An 18,253-nucleotide genomic window follows, 5' to 3' on the forward strand; every position below is an offset into this window, starting at 1 on the left:
CGGACCGCACCCCCGAACCGCGGGCCTCAAGGCCTCAGCCCTCCGACCTCCGACCCCCGTCCTGTCCCCAGCCCCCTAATACGGCGGGCCGCGGTGCCTCAAGTCCCGGCGGGACGCCAGCCGGAATTCCGGCGGTCCGCCTCAGCGTGCGTTCTGCAGGCGCTTGAGGGTTTCCGTGGCGCTGGTCTTGAGCATGGTGGCGACCTCGTCGGAGGTGGGCTGTTTGCCGGAGCTGCTGCTGGAGGCGTAGCTCGACCACGTTGCCTGGAAGGTCATCCAGCCGTCCCGCACGCCGAGGATCACGTAGGAACCGCTGTCGCTGCCCATGTCGTTCCGCGTCACCAGGTAGGCCTCGTCGCCGATGCCAGGAACGGACTCGACCTTGTAGCCGACCGAGGTCTCCTGCTTCTCGTACGCGCGGTAGTTGTCGGCGAATTCCGGTGCCGGGTCGGCAGTCCGGTGCAGCGTGGCGCTGGTGTAGAGCCAGGTCGAGGAGTAGGTGGAGGAGCTCGCGTTCTCCTGCTCCAGTGAGACGTTGCACCACATGTTGTCCATCGACTTCTGCCGTGCCCCGCTGTGCTGGGGGTTGGCGTCCTTCGACGAGGAGCCGGTGTTCTCCTTGGTCTTGTAGTGGGCGTTCTCGAAGGGCGACATCGAGGTGGCCGCACACAGGTCGTCGGTGTAGGCGTAGCCCGCGAGGTCGGGGCTGGGCTCGGAGGAGAAACCACTGGTGGCGAACAGCAGCGAACCCCAGATCGCGGAGGCGGCGACCGCACCACCGAGCGCCCACAGCCAGCCGGAGGCACCGCGGCCGCCGGCACTGCCGCTGCCGCCGGGAACACCGACCGGCCCGGAGGAAGCCCCGGGTGTCGTCACGGGCGCGCCCATGCCCACCGGCGGATAGCCGTAGGTGCCGACGGACGGTTGCGACGGGGGCGGCAACGGTGGCTGCGGCGGGGACTGCTGCCCGGCGGCCGGCCCCGGTTGTCCGGGCACGGGATTCTGCTGCGCGTACGGATTCTGCTGCGCGGGCACCGGATTCTGTGGTGGTGCGGGGACCTGGCCGTAAGGGTTGGGCTGCGGCAGGCCGTACGGATGAGAGGGCTCCCCCGGGGTGGACATGGCCGCAGCGTAGCGGACCGGCCGGGCCCGGGCTGCGGCCCGCGGACGCCTGTACGACGAATAACCCCACGACGAGGGAGGCGCGTCTGCACCCCCTCTACGACGGCCTTCTCTTCTCTCCATGACGGCCGTTTCTTCTCTACGACGGCCATCTGTTCTCTCTGCGACCGGCCGTTTCTTCTCTACAACGGCCGTCTCTTCTCTGCGACAGCCATCACTTCTCTCTGCGACGGCCATCTCTTCGTGGGCCTGTCTTTGCGACGGGGCAGTTCCGGCTGGCGTAACCAGCCCGTCCCACTCCCTGCTCCGCTCGCCTCATCGAAAGCGACCGCCCCACAGCGACCGGCCCACAGCGACCGCCCCACAGCGACCAGCCCACGACAAAGGCCCCCCACCCCGGAGAACGGGGCGGAAGGCCTTCGTCTTGGAAAGTTCGGGCTCGATCGGCGGTGGAGGCCGCCGGTGAGCCGGGTGCGCCGCACCCGCGTGGCGAACGCAGGCCGCGTGCGGCGCGGTGGTGCACCGGTCAGGGAGCGGTGAGAGGGGCCGCTGGGTCCCTGTCGGCAGGGTCGTGCAGTAGTGCAAGTGCAGTGGCAGTCGGAACTGCCTTCTGCGTGACGCGGGTGAAGATCCCGATCCGGTCTCGTAGAGACCCGGACTCCGTACGGCTTTCCCTAATAAGGGGCCGGGCCGGGGCCGAGTGCCGGGAAGATCCCCCGCGAAGGTCGGGGTCAGCCCTTGAGGGTCGCGACCTTCTTCGCCAGCGCCGACTTCTTGTTGGCGGCGGCGTTCTTGTGGATGACACCCTTGCTGACGGCCTTGTCGAGCTTCTTGGCCGCCTCGGCCTGGGCGGCGGTGGCCTTCTGCAGGTCGCCGGCCTCGATGGCCTCACGGGTGCGACGGATCGAGGTCTTCAGAGCGGACTTGACAGCCTTGTTGCGCTGACGAGCCTTCTCGTTGGTCTTGATCCGCTTCATCTGGGACTTGATGTTCGCCACGAAAGAGCCTTTTCAGGTTCGTTGGAGTTTCGAGTTGCGCCGCGCACGAGAGAGGGCACGAAGCGCAGTGGACCAGGCTACCAGCAGGGTCTACGGCCTCCCAAACCGGACCGGGCCCCCGACCACAGGCCCTCGAAGCCCGGGCCTGCGAAGAGGCCCGCGAAGACCCCAACCTTCCCCGAGAAGACCTCCACCGTTCCCAGGGAGACCGCAACCCTCCCCCCGGAAGACCGCCACCCTCTCCCCGGAAGACCGCAACCTTCCCCCCGCAAGACCGCGCCCCTCCCCCGTAGCCCCCTGCCCCAGACTCCCCTTCCCCCGAGGCCGCACCCGCGCCTCGGACTCGCCTCAGGCCCCCCTCCCCTTCAAGCCACACCCGCCCGAACCGGACCGAGGGCGTTGCTCATGGGACGATGGGGGGAGACGTCACATACCCGAGTCCCGCCTACCCGCGTTCACTGAATGGACCCTGCGTGCCCGCGACCCCTACGAACGTGCCGGAGCCGAGCCGTACCGATCCGGCCCTCCTCCGTAACTTCTGCATCATCGCGCACATCGACCACGGCAAGTCGACGCTCGCCGACCGGATGCTCCAGCTCACCGGTGTCGTCGACCAGCGGCAGATGCGCGCGCAGTACCTCGACCGCATGGACATCGAGCGCGAGCGCGGCATCACGATCAAGTCCCAGGCGGTCCGGCTGCCCTGGGCCCCCTCCGAGGGCGAAGAGGGAAGTGGTACGACCCACATCCTCAACATGATCGACACCCCGGGCCACGTCGACTTCACGTACGAGGTGTCGCGCTCCCTCGCCGCGTGCGAGGGGTGCATCCTCCTCGTCGACGCCGCCCAGGGCATCGAGGCCCAGACCCTCGCCAACCTCTACCTGGCGATGGAGCACGACCTCACGATCATCCCCGTCCTCAACAAGATCGACCTGCCGGCCGCGCAGCCCGAGAAGTTCGCCGCCGAGCTGGCCAACCTGGTCGGCTGCGAGCCCGAGGACGTGCTGAAGGTCTCCGCCAAGACCGGCGTCGGCGTGCCCGAGCTGCTCGACAAGGTCGTCCGCGAGGTGCCGGCCCCGGTCGGCGTCAAGGACGCCCCCGCCCGCGCGATGATCTTCGACTCCGTCTACGACGCCTACCGCGGCGTGGTGACGTACGTGAAGGTCGTCGACGGCACGCTCAGCAAGCGCGAGCGGATCAAGATGATGTCCACCGGTGCCGCGCACGAACTGCTGGAGATCGGGACGAACTCGCCGGAGATGACGCCGGCGGACGGTCTCTCCGTCGGTGAGGTGGGCTACCTCATCACCGGTGTGAAGGACGTCCGGCAGTCCAAGGTCGGTGACACGATCACCCAGCTCTCCAAGGGGGCGGAGGAGCCGCTCGGCGGCTACAAGGACCCCAAGCCGATGGTGTTCTCGGGTCTGTATCCGCTGGACGGCTCGGACTACCCCGAGCTCCGCGAGGCGCTCGACAAGCTCCAGCTCAACGACGCGGCGCTGGTCTACGAGCCGGAGACCTCCGCGGCGCTCGGCTTCGGTTTCCGCGTCGGCTTCCTCGGCCTGCTGCACCTGGAGGTGATCCGGGAGCGGCTGGAGCGCGAGTTCGGGCTGGACCTGATCGCCACCGCGCCGAACGTCGTCTACCGCGTCGACATGGAGGACGGCAGCGAGCACGTCGTCACCAACCCGAGCGAGTTCCCGACCGGCAAGATCGACACGGTCCACGAGCCGGTCGTGCGGGCCACGATCCTGGCGCCGAGCGAGTTCATCGGCGCGATCATGGAGCTGTGCCAGACCCGCCGCGGCTCGCTGCTGGGCATGGACTACCTGTCCGAGGACCGCGTCGAGATCCGCTACACCCTGCCGCTCGCCGAGGTCGTCTTCGACTTCTTCGACCAGCTCAAGTCCAAGACGCGCGGTTACGCCTCGCTGGACTACGAGCCGACCGGTGAGCAGACCTCCGACCTGGTCAAGGTCGACATCCTGCTGCACGGCGACAAGGTCGACGCGTTCTCCGCGATCACCCACAAGGACAAGGCCTACGCCTACGGTGTGCGGCTGGTCGCCAAGCTGCGGGAGCTGATCCCGCGGCAGAACTTCGAAGTGCCGATCCAGGCGGCCATCGGCAGCCGGGTCATCGCCCGTGAGACGGTCCGCGCCATCCGCAAGGACGTCCTCGCCAAGTGCTACGGCGGTGACATCTCGCGTAAGCGGAAGCTGCTGGAGAAGCAGAAGGAGGGCAAGAAGCGGATGAAGATGGTCGGCAGCGTGGAGGTCCCCCAGGAGGCCTTCATCGCGGTGCTGTCCTCGGACTCCGACGGCGACTCCAAGGCGAAGAAGTGACGGTGGGGCGGTAGCCGTACCGCAGAAGAGGGGCGCCGGGTCCGTGCAGGGGCCCGGCGCCCCTCTGCGTCCCGGCCTGGGCCGGCGGCCGCGGACCCGTCATCGGGATGGCCGCGGGCCCGTCATCGGGATGAACGCGGAGCGTGGCGTTCCGCGAGGCCGGGCTCCGCGGTCCACGGGTGTGGTCTGGTGGGGGTGATCGGCGCGCCTCGCCATCGGGCGATGCGTGTGCTACGTACACCTATCGCCCTGGTCACATCGTGAACCAGTCGGGCGTAGCCCCTTACGTGTCGGCGCAACGCGCTCTACTCTGATCACTGCTCAAAGGTTACTCGCGAGTCACCAGCAACGAAGCGGGCCCCGGAGGACGCCGTGACGGACATCCACACGCTGATCGAAAACCGGCCGCCTTCGGTGGCACACCTCTTCCTGGAGCGGGTCGCGGCCACTCCCGACATCGAGGCCTATCGCCATCCGGTCCCCCCTGCCTCCGGCCAGGGGCCGGACGACTGGAAGGCGATCAGCTGGGCCGAGGCCGCCGAGCGGGTCTACGGCGTGGCCGCCGGGCTCATCGCGCTGGGCGTACGGCCCGAGGAGCGGGTCGCGCTGGCCGCCGGCACCCGCGTGGAGTGGATCCTCGCCGACCTCGGTGTGCTGTGCTCCGGCGCCGCCACCACCACGGTCTATCCCAGCACCAACGGCGAGGAGACCGCCTACATCCTGGCCGACTCCGGCAGCCGGGTGCTGATCGCCGAGGACGCCGGGCAGCTCGCCAAGGCGCGGGAGCGCCGCGCCGAGCTGCCCGACCTGGCGCACGTCGTGGTCATCGACGCGGCCGACGCGGAGGCGGACCCGGACGACCCCGAGGGGTGGGTGCTCTCCCTCGCCGACCTGGAGAAGCGCGGCAACGCCTATCTGGAGAAGCACCCGGAGTGCGTCAAGGAGCGGGTCGCCGGGCTGCGCGCCGACCAGCTGGCGACGCTGATCTACACCTCCGGCACCACCGGCCGGCCCAAGGGCGTACGGCTGCCGCACGACTGCTGGTCGTACATGGCCCGGGCGATCCAGGCCACCGGGATGGTCGCCGAGGAGGACGTGCAGTACCTCTGGCTGCCGCTGGCGCACGTCTTCGGGAAGGTGCTGACCGCCGGGCAGATCTCGGTCGGCCATGTGATCGCGGTGGACGGCCGGGTCGACAAGATCATCGAGAATCTGCCGGTCGTCCGGCCCACGTACATGGCCGCCGTCCCGCGGATCTTCGAGAAGGTCTACAACGGCGTCGCCGCCAAGGCGCGCGAGGGCGGCGGCGCCAAGTACAAGATCTTCCAGTGGGCGGCCGGGGTGGCCCGTGAGTACGCCAAGACCTCGCAGGACAACTTCCGGCGCACCGGCAACGCCTCCGTGCCGTTCGCGCTCGGCGCCAAACACAAGATCGCCGACGCCCTCGTCTACGCCAAGCTCCGCGAGGCGTTCGGCGGCCGGCTGCGGGCCGCGGTCTCCGGCTCGGCCGCGCTCTCCCCGGAGATCGGCTACTTCTTCTCCGGCGCCGGCATCCACATCCTGGAGGGCTACGGCCTGACGGAGTCCAGCGCGGCCAGCTTCGTCAACCCCGGCGAGGCGTACCGCACCGGCACGGTCGGCAAGCCGCTGCCCGGCACCGAGGTCCGGATCGCCGAGGACGGCGAGATCCTGCTGCGCGGCCCCGGCATCATGCAGGGCTACCACGGCCTGCCCGAGAAGACCGCCGAGGTCCTGGAGGAGGACGGCTGGTTCCACACCGGCGACATCGGCGAGCTGTCCCCGGACGGCTATCTGCGGATCACCGACCGCAAGAAGGACCTGATCAAGACCTCGGGCGGCAAGTACATCGCCCCGGCCGAGGTGGAGGGCCAGTTCAAGGCGGTCTGTCCGTTCGTCTCCAACGTGCTGGTGCACGGCGCCAACCGGAACTTCTGCACCGCGCTGATCGCCCTCGACGAGCCGACGATCATGGGCTGGGCCGCGGAACACCACCTGGCGGGCAAGACGTACGCCGAGGTCGTCGCGACCGACCAGGTCCGCGAGCTGATCGACGGCTACGTCGAACGGGTCAACGAGGGGCTGCAGCGCTGGCAGCAGATCCGCAAGTTCCGGCTGCTGCCGCGCGACCTGGACATCGAGCACGGCGAGGTGACCCCGAGCCTCAAGATCAAGCGGCCGGTGGTGGAGCGGGCGTTCAAGGACCTGCTGGACGAGATGTACGCGGGGACGCGGGAGTCGTAACCGCTCACCGTACCGGCCTCGGCTCGCGGGCGGGGTGGGCCACCGGGCCCGCCCCGCCCGGCCAACTCCTCCGGCGTGTCAGCCGAATTGACCTCTCTGACGCCCGACTTCCGTGACTCACTGCTTATGGGTGCGCTCTTTCTGTCACTCTGTCGTTGGCGCATCCGGCGCTGCAGCGGAGCTGTTCGGGAGTTGCTCAATGAGGACGACAACTTCGTCTCCACGGGACGACGTCACGGCGACGCGCACCACGACGACCGGTCCCGGGCTCCCCGCCGCCCGCACCCGGCGGGCCGGTCTGCCCGGCGACCCGCAGGCCGCGGCCGCCGCCCGGCGGTTCGTACGGTCCGCCTTCGCCGAGTGGGCGGCGCAGCGGCTGTCCGGCACCGAACGGTTCACCGACCGGCTCGTGGACGAAGCGGTGCTGCTGGTCAGCGAGTTGGTGACGAACGCGGTGGTGCACGCGGGCACCACCATCGAGCTGCTCTGCCGGCTGGACCCCGCCCCCGGACCGGAGCCAGGCCCCGAGCCGGACCCGGGCGACGCCCCCGCGCCCGCCGTCGTCATCGAGGTCTCCGACCGCCACCCCACCCAGCCGGTCCGCGCCCGCGACGAGACCGCCCGGAACGAGAGCGGCGGCCACGGCCTCCAGCTGATCAGCGCGGTCGCCGAATCCTGGGGCATCACCTACCGCCGTGACCTGAAGACCGTGTGGTTCCGGCTACCGCTGCCCGTCCCGGAGCCGGCCGCCCGTCCGCTGCCGGAGACCGCCTACGCCGCCGCCGGCCCGGTCCCGTACGACGACGCCGCGGCCGCATACGCCGACGAGGTGCTCCAGTGCGGACTGCGGGCCGCCGAACTCCTCGCCCCGGCCCCGCGCCGGGCCGACCGCCGGGAACGCGACACCGACCGGGTCGACAACGGCGCGCTGTCCTTCCTCGCCGAGGCCTCCGACCTGCTCTCCGGCCAGCTCGACGCCGATCAGGTCGCCGCGCTCGCCGCCCAGCTGATCGTGCCGCGGCTCGCCGACTGGTGCGCGGTGTGGCTCCACGACGGCGACGGCGGCGCCCCCGGCCGGGGCATCGCGACCGGCGGCGAGGAGCAGCGGCTGGCCCGCGTCTGGCACAGCTCGGAGAGCCGGATCGACACCCTGCGCGCCGCACTGGAGAAACAGCCGCCGGACTTCCGGGGCGATGTCCCGCCGGGCGCCGCCCCCGCCGCCGTTCCCTGGCCCTGGCCGCACGACCCGGACGGCGAGGGCCAGGACCCCGACCACCCGGACCTGGGCGGCCACGACCTGCCGGAGCTGCCGGGGCAGGTGCTGCCGGGCACGCCGGGGCACGTCCTGCCGGACTACGTCCTCCCGGGCGGTGCCGGCTCCGACGGCGACGGGCCGGGCGGCGCCGCGCTCGCCTGCCCCCTGGTTGCCGGCAACCGCCGGCTGGGCACCTTGCTGCTCGGCCGGGGCGGACTGCCGCGCTTCCCGGACGAGGTCGTCGGGCTGATCGAGGACCTGGGCCGCCGGGTCGCCCGGGCGGTGGCCACCGCCCGGGCGTACAGCCGCCAGGAGCGCATCAGCCAGGTCCTGCAGCGCCGGCTGCTGCCCCGGGGCCGGGCCCAGGTGCCCGGCGTGGCGTCCGCGGTGGTCTACGAGCCGCGCGAGGGCGCCTGGGCGGGCGGCGACTTCTGGGACCTCTTCGACGCCGGCGACGGCCGCTGGTGCTTCGCGCTCGGCGACGTCTGCGGCAGCGGCCCGGAGGCGGCCGCGGTGACCGGGCTGGCCCGGCCGGTGCTGCGGCTGCTGGCCCGGGACGGCTTCGGCGTCGCCGAGGTGCTCGACCGGCTCAACAAGACCATGGCCCGGGAGGCCGCGGACTCGGTCGCGGCGGTCGCCGCGGCGGTGGCGGCGGCCGGCGCCGGGGCCGAGGCACCGGTGGAGATCCGCGAGGAGGGCGAACAGGCCCGCTTCCTCTCCCTCCTCTACGGCGAGATCGTCCCGTACCCGGGCGGGGCCGGCGGCGCCCGGTGCACCCTCGCCAGCGCCGGTCACCCGCTCCCGCTGGTGCTGGGCACGGACGGCACGGTCCGCACGGTCGCGGCACCGCAGATGCTGCTGGGGGTCGTCGAGGACGCGGCGTACGTGAGCGAAACGTTCGACCTGCGGCCGGGGGAGACGCTGCTGTGCGTCACCGACGGGGTCACCGAGCGGCGCTCGGGCCGGCGGCTCTTCGACGACGAGGACGGCCTGGCCGCCGCCCTCGCCGCCGGCGCCGGCCTGGGCGCCACCGCCCTCGCCGAACACCTCCGCAGCACCGTGCACGCCTTCGCCCCGGAGCCGCCCGACGACGACTTGGCCCTGCTCGTCCTCCAGGCGGCAAGCGGCCCGGCATAGCCACCACCGGGCCCTGCGGGAGGGCCACCGCCCGCGCGCGAACCGCGATGTCCGTGTGATGACGGACAATGGTTCCCATGCCTTCCGCACTGCCTGACGGTGAGCCGATGCCCGACGACGGGGCGCTGCCCGGTCATGCGCTGGCGGCGGCGGCCGGCCGGCCCCTCGGCTTCTATCTGCATGTGCCGTACTGCGCCACCCGCTGCGGCTACTGCGACTTCAACACCTACACCGCGAGCGAGCTGCGCGGCTCCGGCGGCACGCTGGCCTCCCGCGACAACTACGCCGACACCGTCGTCGAGGAGATCCGGCTGGCCCGCAAGGTGCTCGGCGACGACCCGCGCCCGGTCGAGACGGTCTTCGTCGGCGGCGGCACCCCGACCCTCCTCCCGGCCGCCGACCTGGGCCGCATGCTGGCCGCCGTCCGGGAGGAGTTCGGCCTCGCGCCCGGCGCCGAGATCACCACCGAGGCCAACCCCGACTCCGTCGACCCCCGCTACCTCTCCGAGCTGCGCGCGGCCGGCTACAACCGGGTCTCCTTCGGCATGCAGAGCGCCCGGCAGCACGTCCTGAAGATCCTCGACCGTACGCACACCCCCGGCCGCCCCGAGGCCTGCGTTGGCGAGGCCCGCGCCGCCGGTTTCGAGCACGTCAACCTCGACCTGATCTACGGCACCCCCGGCGAGTCCGACGACGACTGGCGGGCCTCGCTCGACGCCGCGCTCGGCGCCGGCCCCGACCACATCTCCGCCTACGCCCTGATCGTCGAGGAGGGCACCCAGCTCGCCCGCCGGATCCGTCGCGGCGAGGTCCCGATGACCGACGACGACGTGCACGCCGACCGCTACCTCATCGCCGAGGAGCGGCTCACCGCGGCCGGCTTCTCCTGGTACGAGGTCTCCAACTGGGCCACCACCGAAGCCGCCCGCTGCCGCCACAACGAGCTGTACTGGACCGGCGCCGACTGGTGGGGTGCCGGACCCGGGGCGCACAGCCACGTCGGCGGCGTCCGCTGGTGGAACGTGAAGCACCCCGGCGCCTACGCCCAGGCCCTGGCCGAGGGCCGCTCCCCGGGCGCCGGCCGCGAGCTCCTGGCCGACGAGGACCGCCGGGTGGAACGCATCCTGCTGGAACTGCGCCTGGCCGACGGCTGCCCGCTGGACATCCTCGCCCCGGCGGGCGCCCGGGCGGCGCAGCGGGCCCTCGCCGACGGGCTGCTGGAACCCGCCCCGTACGCGGCCGGGCGGGCCGTGCTGACCCTCCGGGGACGGCTGCTGGCTGACGCGATGGTGCGGGATCTGGTGGACTGACGGCCCACTGCGTCCGGCTCACCCAGCCGGCCGGCGTGGGTGGGGGAGCGGACTACCGGACCCAGCAGCTCACGGAGTTCGGCGCACCCCTTCCGCCGCCCCCGCCCGGCCCGGAGCCGGACACCGGCGCGTTCGGGTTCCTCCCGGGCGTCAGGCGGCCCCACCGACCGTGACGAAGTCGATCAACTCCTCGACCCGCCCGAGGAGTTCCGGCTCCAGATCCTTGTAGGACCGCACACACGACAGGATCCGCTGCCAGGCCGCCCCGGTGTTCTCCGGCCAGCCCAGCGCCCGGCACACGCCCGTCTTCCAGTCCTGGCCATGAGGGACGGACGGCCACTCCGCGATCCCCACGGACGCCGGCTTCACCGCCTCCCACACGTCGATGTACGGATGGCCGACCACGAGCACGTGCTCGCCCGTCACCCCGGCCGCGATCCGCGACTCCTTCGAACCCGGCACCAGATGGTCCACCAGCACGCCCAGCCGGGCGTCCGGACCGGGGGAGAAGCCGCGGACGATCGCCGGGAGGTCGTCGACGCCCTCCAGATACTCCACGACGACGCCCTCGATGCGCAGATCGTCGCCCCACACCCGCTCGACCAGCTCGGCGTCGTGCCGGCCCTCCACGTAGATGCGCCCGGCGCGTGCGACCCGGGCGCGGGCGCCGGGCACGGCGAGTGAACCCGATGCTGTACGGGCCGGGCCGCTCGGTGCCGCGGGCCGCTGCTGCGGCCGGACGAGGGTGACGACCCGCCCCTCCAGGAGGAAGCCGCGCGGGGGCATCGGGAACGCCCGGTGCTTGCCGAAGCGGTCCTCCAGCGTGACCGTCGTCCCCTCGGCGGTCTTCTCACAGCGGATCACCGCACCGCAGAAGCCCGAGCCGACCTCCTCGACGACGAGACCGGGATCGGCCGGGACCTCGGGCGCCGGCCGCTGCTTCTTCCAGGGCGGGGTGAGGTCGGGGCTGTAGCGCTTGCTCTGCATGGGCCCTTTCTACCGGGAAGACGCGTGCGGTCCGGGAAGAACGGCGCGAGCCGGTCAGGCGGACGGCGGGACGCCGAAGCGGGCCGCCAGGGCGTCGCGCTGGGCGCGGACGAAGGCGGCGTCCACCACGGCGCCGTGGCCGGGTACGTACCGCGCCTCGTCGCCGCCGAGCGCCAGCAGCCGGTCCAGCGCGGCGGGCCACTGCCGGGGCAGCGCGTCGGGTCCGGCGCTCGGCTCGCCGGACTCCTCGACCAGGTCGCCGCAGAAGACGATCTCCGGGTCGCCGTGCCGGCCCGGCACCAGGACGGCCAGGTCGTGGGCGGTGTGCCCGGGCCCGACGTTGGCGAGCAGCACCTGCCGGTCGCCGAGCTCGACGGTCAGCTGGCCGTGGACGTGATGGTGCGGCACGACCAGCAGATCGGCGGCCTCCGCGGCCGCGTCCCGGTCCACGCCGTGCCGGACCGCGTCGTGCCGCAGCGCGTCCTTGTCGCGCCGGAACAGCTCCGCCAGACCGGCCGCGCCGAACACCGCCACACCCGCGAAGGCGGCGGTGCCCAGCACATGATCGAAATGCGGGTGGGTGAGCGCGACATGCGTCACTTCCCGGCCCAGCACCCCGCGGATCGACCGGCGCAGGTCCGCGCCCTCGCGCAGGGTCGCGCCGGTGTCGACGATCATGACCCCGGACGACCCGGCGATCACCCCCGCGGTCGCGTCCCAGCCCGGCATACGGCGCCTGGCGACCCCGTCACCGAGCCGTTCCCACCCGGCCTCTTCCCAAGTCGTGCGCATACCGAGACGCTAGCTCCCTCGCGGTAGCGTTGCCCGGCAGAACGCCCGAACCCGGTCATCAGGTGAGTGCTCCGCGCGGCCACCCTTGCCGTGGTCGTGCTACCCGGCCGTACACTGGCTCAAGGTCTGGCACTCGGCCAGGGTGAGTGCCAGGAGAAAGACGAGACGGCGACGGCCGGCTGGAGGTGCGCGGGATGCTCAGTGAACGCAGGCTCGAAGTACTGCGCGCCATCGTCCAGGACTACGTCGGGACGGAGGAGCCGGTCGGCTCCAAGGCCCTCACAGAGCGCCATCGGCTCGGGGTCTCCCCGGCGACCGTCCGCAACGACATGGCGGCCCTGGAGGAAGAGGGCTACATCGCCCAGCCGCACACCAGTGCCGGGCGGATTCCGACCGACAAGGGGTACCGCCTCTTCGTCGACAAGCTGGCCGGTGTGAAGCCGCTGTCCAGCCCCGAGCGGCGGGCGATCCAGAACTTCCTCGACGGCGCGGTCGACCTCGACGACGTGGTGGGGCGCACGGTCCGGCTGCTGGCGCAGCTGACCCGGCAGGTCGCGGTCGTGCAGTACCCGTCCCTGACCCGGTCGACGGTGCGGCACGTCGAGCTGCTGGCGCTGGCCCCGGCCCGGCTGATGCTCGTCCTGATCACCGACACCGGCCGGGTCGAGCAGCGGCTCATCGACTGCCAGACGCCGTTCTCCGAGACCTCGCTGGCGGACCTGCGGGCGCGGCTGAACAGCCGGGTCGTGGGCCGCCGTTTCACGGATGTGCCCCAGTTGGTGCAGGATCTCCCGGAGTCCTTCGAGCAGGACGACCGCGGCACGGTCTCGACAGTGCTGTCGGTGTTGCTGGAAACTCTGGTGGAAGAGACCGAAGAGCGGCTGATGATCGGCGGCACCGCCAATCTCACGCGCTTCGGGCACGACTTCCCCCTGACCATCCGTCCGGTGCTGGAGGCGCTTGAGGAGCACGTGGTGCTGCTCAAGCTCCTCGGCGAAGCCAAGGACTCGGGCATGACCGTACGTATCGGGCATGAGAATGCCCATGAAGGCCTGACGTCCACATCGGTCGTCACGGTCGGCTACGGTTCGGGCGACGAGGCAGTCGCCAAACTCGGCGTGGTCGGACCGACCCGCATGGACTACCCCGGAACGATGGGAGCGGTACGCGCAGTGGCACGTTACGTCGGACAAATCCTCGCGGAGTCGTAAGTGGCCACGGATTACTACTCGGTCCTCGGCATCAGCCGTGACGCCTCGCAGGACCAGATCAAGAAGGCCTTCCGTCGGCTGGCGCGCGAGCTGCACCCGGACGTGAACCCGGACCCGAAGACCCAGGAGCGGTTCAAGGAGATCAACGCCGCTTACGAGGTCCTGTCGGATCCGCAGAAGAAGCAGGTCTACGACCTCGGCGGCGACCCGCTGTCGCAGTCCGGTGGCGGCGGTGGCGCGGGCGGCTTCGGCGCCGGCTTCGGCAACTTCTCCGACATCATGGACGCGTTCTTCGGCACGGCCTCGCAGCGCGGTCCGCGCTCGCGCACCCGCCGTGGCCAGGACGCCATGATCCGGCTCGACGTCGAGCTGAACGAGGCGGCCTTCGGCACGACCAAGGACCTCCAGGTCGACACCGCCGTGGTGTGCACGACCTGCAGCGGCGAGGGCGCTGCCCCCGGCACCTCGGCGCAGACCTGTGACATGTGCCGCGGCCGCGGTGAGGTCTCGCAGGTCACCCGGTCCTTCCTGGGCCAGGTCATGACCTCCCGCCCCTGCCCGCAGTGCCAGGGCTTCGGCACGGTCGTGCCGACGCCGTGCCCGGAGTGCGCGGGCGACGGCCGGATCCGCTCCCGCCGTACGCTGACCGTCAAGATCCCGGCCGGTGTCGACAACGGCACCCGGATCCAGCTCGCCGGCGAGGGCGAGGTCGGCCCCGGCGGCGGCCCGGCCGGCGACCTCTACGTCGAGATCCACGAGCTGCCGCACCCGGTCTTCCAGCGGCGCGGCGACGATCTGCACTGCACGGTCACCATCCCGATGACGGCGGCGGCGCTGGGGACGAAGTGCCCGCTGGAGACGCTGGACGGGGTGGAGGAGATCGACGTCCGGCCCGGCACGCAGTCCGGCCAGTCGATCCCGCTGCACCAGCGCGGCGTGACCCATCTGCGCGGCAACGGCCGGGGCGACCTGATCGTCCACGTCGAGGTCCAGACCCCGACCAAGCTCGACCCGGAGCAGGAGGAGCTGCTGCGGCGGCTCGCCAAGCTGCGCGGCGAGGAACGCCCCACGGGCCAGTTCCAGCCGGGCCAGCAGGGACTGTTCTCGCGCCTGAAGGACGCGTTCAACGGGCGGTAGCGGCAGGCCGCGCGTGAGCGGTCGGCAGGGCCGCGGGTGAGTCGGAGCGCGCCAGATCGCGGGTGCCGGGCGGAATGCGGAATATCCGCCCGGCACCCCGTCGTTGTGGCCCCGCAGGGGGCGTTCGTGACCCCTACGGGATCTGTTCGACCAACCCCTACTAGGCCCACCCAAGCCCGCCCCAGGCCCGCCGGCCGCCCCGTCCCCCCGCCCGGCCCCTGATGCGGGGCGCGGGGGCATGCCGTGACACGATGTGGTCATGCCCAGCGCACTGACCGATCTCTGCCGCTACCCGATCGTGCAGGCCCCCATGGCGGGCGGCGGTTCGGGTCCCGAACTGGCCGCCGCCGTCTGTGGCGCCGGTGGTCTCGGCTTCCTCGCCGCCGGCTACAAGACCGCCGACGGCATGTACCAGGAGATCAAACAGCTGCGGTCGCTGACCGACCGGCCCTTCGGCGTCAACCTCTTCATGCCGCAGCCGTCGCTCGCCGACCACTCCGCCATCGAGGCGTACCGCGAGCAGCTCGCCGGTGAGGCCGCGTGGTACGAGACCGAGCTCGGCGACACCGACGGGCCCACCGACGACGGCTACGAGGCCAAGCTCGCGATCCTGCGCGAGGACCCGGTGCCGGTGGTGTCCTTCACCTTCGGCTGCCCCTCGCGTGCGGTCCTCGACTCCTTCGCCCGGGTCGGCACGTACACCGTCGTCACGGCCACCACGGCGGCCGAGGCCCAGGCCGCGCAGTGGTCGGGTGCGGACGCCGTCTGTGTGCAGGGCGTGGAGGCGGGCGGCCACCAGAGCACCCACCGCGACGATCCGCACGCCGACGGGACCGGCGCGGGGCTGGGCCTGCTGGCGCTGCTCGGGCAGGTCCGGGAGGCCGTGCAGATCCCGGTGATCGCCGCCGGCGGGCTGATGCGCGGGGCGCAGATCGCGGCGGTGCTGGCCGCCGGGGCGACCATGGCCCAGCTCGGCACCGCCTTCCTCGCCACCCCGGAGTCGGGCGCCAACCCGCTGCACAAGCAGGCGCTGACCAACCCCCTCTTCACTCATACGGAGCTGACCCGGGCGTTCTCCGGGCGGCCGGCCCGCGGCCTGGTGAACCGTTTCATGCGGGAGCACGGCCCCTACGCGCCGGCCGCCTACCCCGCCGTCCACTACCTGACGTCCACGGTGCGCAAGGCCGCGGCCAAGGCCGGCGACGTCCAGGGCCTGAACCTGTGGGCGGGCCAGGGGCACCGGCTGGCCCGGGAGTTGCCGGCCGCCCGGCTGGTGGAGGTCCTCGTGGCCGAACTCGACGCGGCACGGGCCGGGGCGACCCTCACGGGGGCCGGGAACGGTGTCCCGGGCCCGGGCGACGCGACGACGGAAACCGGAACCGGAGACACCGCAACCGGTGGCTCCGCAGCTGCCGGGGGCGCCGTATGACCGCGCCCGTCTTCCTCGTCGAGTCGCTCGCGCACGTACGGGCGGGCGGCACGGTCACCGTCGACGGGCCGGAGGGCCGGCACGCGGTGTCGGTGCGCCGGCTGCGGGCCGGCGAGGAGGTCGTACTGACGGACGGTCAGGGCACCGGCGCATACGGCACGGTGGCCGCCGCCGAGGGCAAGGACCGGCTGACCGTCGCGATCGCCGAACTGCGCACCGAGGAGACGCCGGACCCGACCATCACGGTCGTCCAGGCGCTCCCCAAGGGCGACCGGGGCGAGCTGGCCGTCGAGACCATGACCGAGACCGGGGTGGACGCCATCGTGCCCTGGCCGGCGGCGCGTTGCGTCACCCAGTGGAAGGGCGAGCGGGCCGCCAAGGCGCTCGGCAAATGGCGGGCCACGGCCCGTGAGGCGGGCAAGCAGTCCCGCCGGCTGACCTTCCCGGAGGTCGCGGACCCGCTCTCCACCAAGCAGGTGGCCGCCCTGCTCGCCGACGCCGACTTCGCGGCCGTGCTCCACGAGGAGGGCAGCGCCCCGCTCGCCACCGCGGAACTCCCGGCCACCGGCCGGATCGTGCTGGTCGTCGGGCCGGAGGGCGGTGTCTCCCCGGAGGAACTGGTGCTCTTCGCCGAGGCCGGCGCCAAGCCGTACCGCCTGGGCCGGACCGTCCTGCGCACCTCCACGGCCGGCACCGCGGCCACCGCGCTCCTGCTGGGCCGCACGGGACGCTGGAGCTGAGCCGCCCGCCCGCTCGCCCTCAGCGGCTCACCTGCCGCCGTCCTCGGCGAGGGTGTGGGCCACGAGGGCGTTGGCGTGGCCGTGGCCGAGGCCGTGCTCGGTCTTGAGCCAGGTGACGAGTTCCCCGTGCTTGGCCAGGGGCGAGGTGCGGATGAGCTCCTTCCATTCGGCGATCGGGCGGCCGTACTTCTTCTCGATGGAGGGGAAGTAGCTGGCGGGGCCCTTGACGGCGTCGGTCATGTCGCGGTCTCCGTCCTTGTGTGGAGGTGGGGCAGGTCCTCGGTCGCGGGTGTTCAGGGCTGCACGTTTTCCGGCCGGTGGCGCAGCAGGACCACCTGGGAGTCGAAGGTCCGGGACTCGACGAGGGTCAGGTCCAGCCGTTCCTGCGGCGTGCTGAAGACGGTCCGGCCGCCGCCCAGTACGACCGGGTGGACGAAGATCCGGTACTCGTCGATCAGTCCGTGCCGGGTGAGGAAACCGGCCAGCTCCGAGCCGCCGAACAGCAGCAGGCGGGCACCGCTCCGCTTGAGGGCGGTGAGCTCCTCGACGACGTTCGTGCCGATCACCCGGGTGTTCCAGTCGGCCTTCTCCAGGGTGGAGGAGACGACGATCTTCGGTGCGCTGCGCCATACCGGGGCGAAGGCCAGGTCGTGCGGGTCGGTGGAGTACTCCTCCGCGTGGGGCCAGAAGCCGGACATCATGTCCCAGACCTTGCGGCCGTAGAGGAACTGGTCGGCCTCGGTGGTGAGTTGGAGTGAGTAGGCGGAGAGTTCGGGGCCCATGAGGGGCCAGTCGAAGGCGCCGTCGGGGCCTTCGATGTAGCCGTCCAGCGACTGGTGCACGAAGTGGGTGATCTTGCCCATGGGGTCCTCCCGGTGGTGACGGGCCGTCAACGGGCCGAAGCGGTGGCGGGAGCGTACGTGAGGACCTGCGCGCCGCTGCGGAAGGTGGTGTTACCGAGCGGCCGGAGGGTCTTCTTCGGTGAGTTCTCGGTGAACAGGCGCGTGCCGGTGCCTTCGACGACCGGGTGGGTCCACAGCCGGAGTTCGTCGATCAGATCGTGCGCCAGGAGGGTGTTGACGAGCCCGCCGCTGCCGTAGACGAGCAGGTCCTGGCCGTCCTGCTGCTTCAGTCCGGCGACGGCGGCGGGGATGTCGCCGGTGAGGAAGGTGGCGTTCCACTCCGGTGTGTCGAGCGTCGTGGTGGCGACGTACTTGGGCAGGGCGTTCATCCGCTCGGCGAAGCCGTCCTCGTCGGTCATCGACGGCCAGGCGGCGGCGAATCCCTGGTAGGTCACCCGGCCCAGCAGGAGGGCGTCGGCGGCGAAGAGCTGGCCGCGGGCGAAGGCGGCGGCTTCCTCGTCGAAGAACGGCGCCGTCCAGGCCGGGTTCTCCACGACTCCGTCGAGCGTGATGTAGATCGATGCGATGACCTTGCGCATCCCGGTCTCCCCCTTGGTTGTGGGCACGGACATGCCCATGTGTACGATGTCCACAAATGGGGAACGCGGTGATCCGCAGCCCCC

At 71.8% G+C, this 18,253-nt stretch carries 15 protein-coding genes; 8 read left to right on the top strand and 7 right to left on the bottom strand.

All coding sequences use genetic code 11. The features are described from left to right. Positions 1-141 precede the first annotated feature (141 nt). Positions 142-1,122 carry a hypothetical protein gene (locus AB0G35_RS03880; RefSeq protein ID WP_360943211.1) on the bottom strand — a complete coding sequence of 327 codons (981 nt, stop codon included), beginning with the start codon at positions 1,120-1,122 and terminating at the stop codon, positions 142-144. A gap of 731 nt (positions 1,123-1,853) precedes the next feature. Further along, on the bottom strand, positions 1,854-2,120 hold the full coding sequence (gene rpsT, locus AB0G35_RS03885; protein ID WP_360943214.1) for a 30S ribosomal protein S20: 267 nt from the start codon (positions 2,118-2,120) through the stop codon (positions 1,854-1,856). Between the two features lie 473 nt (positions 2,121-2,593). Here rpsT and lepA point away from each other — a divergent pair, with 473 nt between their 5' ends. From lepA to hemW, 4 genes are all read left to right on the top strand, one after another. Continuing rightward, complete coding sequence (gene lepA, locus AB0G35_RS03890) at positions 2,594-4,468, top strand: translation elongation factor 4 (RefSeq protein WP_360943217.1); 1,875 nt, start codon at positions 2,594-2,596, stop codon at positions 4,466-4,468. A 372-nt stretch (positions 4,469-4,840) separates the two neighbouring features. Next, positions 4,841-6,730 carry an AMP-binding protein gene (locus tag AB0G35_RS03895; protein WP_360943220.1) on the top strand — a complete coding sequence of 630 codons (1,890 nt, stop codon included), beginning with the start codon at positions 4,841-4,843 and terminating at the stop codon, positions 6,728-6,730. Positions 6,731-6,929: 199 nt separating this feature from the next. Next, positions 6,930-9,122: an ATP-binding SpoIIE family protein phosphatase gene (locus tag AB0G35_RS03900; protein ID WP_360943223.1), complete on the top strand. Its 2,193-nt coding sequence runs from the start codon at positions 6,930-6,932 to the stop codon at positions 9,120-9,122. A gap of 77 nt (positions 9,123-9,199) precedes the next feature. Then, on the top strand, positions 9,200-10,432 hold the full coding sequence (gene hemW / locus AB0G35_RS03905) for a radical SAM family heme chaperone HemW (protein ID WP_360943226.1): 1,233 nt from the start codon (positions 9,200-9,202) through the stop codon (positions 10,430-10,432). A gap of 150 nt (positions 10,433-10,582) precedes the next feature. Here hemW and AB0G35_RS03910 read toward each other — a convergent pair whose 3' ends face one another. Both AB0G35_RS03910 and AB0G35_RS03915 read right to left on the bottom strand, forming a co-directional pair. Further along, a complete protein-coding gene (locus tag AB0G35_RS03910) occupies positions 10,583-11,419 on the bottom strand; it encodes a DUF3097 domain-containing protein (protein ID WP_360943229.1) in 837 nt (278 codons plus the stop codon). Positions 11,420-11,473: 54 nt separating this feature from the next. Beyond that, positions 11,474-12,211 carry an MBL fold metallo-hydrolase gene (locus AB0G35_RS03915; RefSeq protein WP_360943232.1) on the bottom strand — a complete coding sequence of 246 codons (738 nt, stop codon included), beginning with the start codon at positions 12,209-12,211 and terminating at the stop codon, positions 11,474-11,476. 194 nt (positions 12,212-12,405) lie between these two features. On the opposite strand from AB0G35_RS03915, the gene hrcA reads away from it, so the two are divergent. From hrcA to AB0G35_RS03935, 4 genes are all read left to right on the top strand, one after another. After that, entirely contained in the window at positions 12,406-13,422 is a 1,017-nt protein-coding gene (gene hrcA, locus AB0G35_RS03920) for a heat-inducible transcriptional repressor HrcA (protein ID WP_360943235.1), read from the top strand. Continuing rightward, the gene (gene dnaJ / locus AB0G35_RS03925) at positions 13,423-14,559 is read left to right on the top strand and encodes a molecular chaperone DnaJ (protein ID WP_360943238.1); all 1,137 of its coding nucleotides are present in this window, start codon (positions 13,423-13,425) and stop codon (positions 14,557-14,559) included. It abuts the gene before it with no gap. 259 nt (positions 14,560-14,818) lie between these two features. After that, entirely contained in the window at positions 14,819-15,988 is a 1,170-nt protein-coding gene (locus AB0G35_RS03930) for a nitronate monooxygenase (protein WP_360943241.1), read from the top strand. After that, positions 15,985-16,728 (top strand): 16S rRNA (uracil(1498)-N(3))-methyltransferase, encoded by a 744-nt coding sequence (locus AB0G35_RS03935; RefSeq protein WP_360943244.1) that lies wholly within the window; start codon positions 15,985-15,987, stop codon positions 16,726-16,728. Before AB0G35_RS03930 ends, AB0G35_RS03935 begins: the two co-directional genes overlap by 4 nt. A 27-nt stretch (positions 16,729-16,755) precedes the next feature. On the opposite strand, the gene AB0G35_RS03940 is transcribed toward AB0G35_RS03935, so the two are convergent. Genes AB0G35_RS03940 through AB0G35_RS03950 form a run of 3 tightly spaced genes read right to left on the bottom strand, consistent with a single transcriptional unit; the run spans position 16,756 to position 18,202 of the window. Beyond that, on the bottom strand, positions 16,756-16,968 hold the full coding sequence (locus AB0G35_RS03940; protein ID WP_360943247.1) for a DUF4287 domain-containing protein: 213 nt from the start codon (positions 16,966-16,968) through the stop codon (positions 16,756-16,758). 53 nt (positions 16,969-17,021) lie between these two features. After that, positions 17,022-17,591, bottom strand: a complete 570-nt coding sequence (locus tag AB0G35_RS03945; protein WP_360943250.1) for a dihydrofolate reductase family protein — start codon at positions 17,589-17,591, stop codon at positions 17,022-17,024. Positions 17,592-17,617: 26 nt separating this feature from the next. Next, a complete protein-coding gene (locus AB0G35_RS03950; RefSeq protein WP_360943253.1) occupies positions 17,618-18,202 on the bottom strand; it encodes a dihydrofolate reductase family protein in 585 nt (194 codons plus the stop codon). Positions 18,203-18,253 lie beyond the last annotated feature (51 nt).

It is taken from the genome of Streptomyces sp. NPDC021749 (assembly GCF_040640655.1).
In the GTDB taxonomy this organism is placed as follows: domain Bacteria; phylum Actinomycetota; class Actinomycetes; order Streptomycetales; family Streptomycetaceae; genus Streptomyces.

Coding starts and splice junctions, on each gene's coding strand:
- AB0G35_RS03880 (WP_360943211.1), bottom strand. CDS start 1,122: ATGTCCACCCCGGGGGAGCCCTCTCATCCGTACGGCCTGCCGCAGCCC.
- AB0G35_RS03900 (WP_360943223.1), top strand. CDS start 6,930: ATGAGGACGACAACTTCGTCTCCACGGGACGACGTCACGGCGACGCGC.
- hemW (WP_360943226.1), top strand. CDS start 9,200: ATGCCTTCCGCACTGCCTGACGGTGAGCCGATGCCCGACGACGGGGCG.
- AB0G35_RS03910 (WP_360943229.1), bottom strand. CDS start 11,419: ATGCAGAGCAAGCGCTACAGCCCCGACCTCACCCCGCCCTGGAAGAAG.
- AB0G35_RS03915 (WP_360943232.1), bottom strand. CDS start 12,211: ATGCGCACGACTTGGGAAGAGGCCGGGTGGGAACGGCTCGGTGACGGG.
- hrcA (WP_360943235.1), top strand. CDS start 12,406: ATGCTCAGTGAACGCAGGCTCGAAGTACTGCGCGCCATCGTCCAGGAC.
- AB0G35_RS03930 (WP_360943241.1), top strand. CDS start 14,819: ATGCCCAGCGCACTGACCGATCTCTGCCGCTACCCGATCGTGCAGGCC.
- AB0G35_RS03935 (WP_360943244.1), top strand. CDS start 15,985: ATGACCGCGCCCGTCTTCCTCGTCGAGTCGCTCGCGCACGTACGGGCG.
- AB0G35_RS03940 (WP_360943247.1), bottom strand. CDS start 16,968: ATGACCGACGCCGTCAAGGGCCCCGCCAGCTACTTCCCCTCCATCGAG.
- AB0G35_RS03945 (WP_360943250.1), bottom strand. CDS start 17,591: ATGGGCAAGATCACCCACTTCGTGCACCAGTCGCTGGACGGCTACATC.
- AB0G35_RS03950 (WP_360943253.1), bottom strand. CDS start 18,202: ATGTCCGTGCCCACAACCAAGGGGGAGACCGGGATGCGCAAGGTCATC.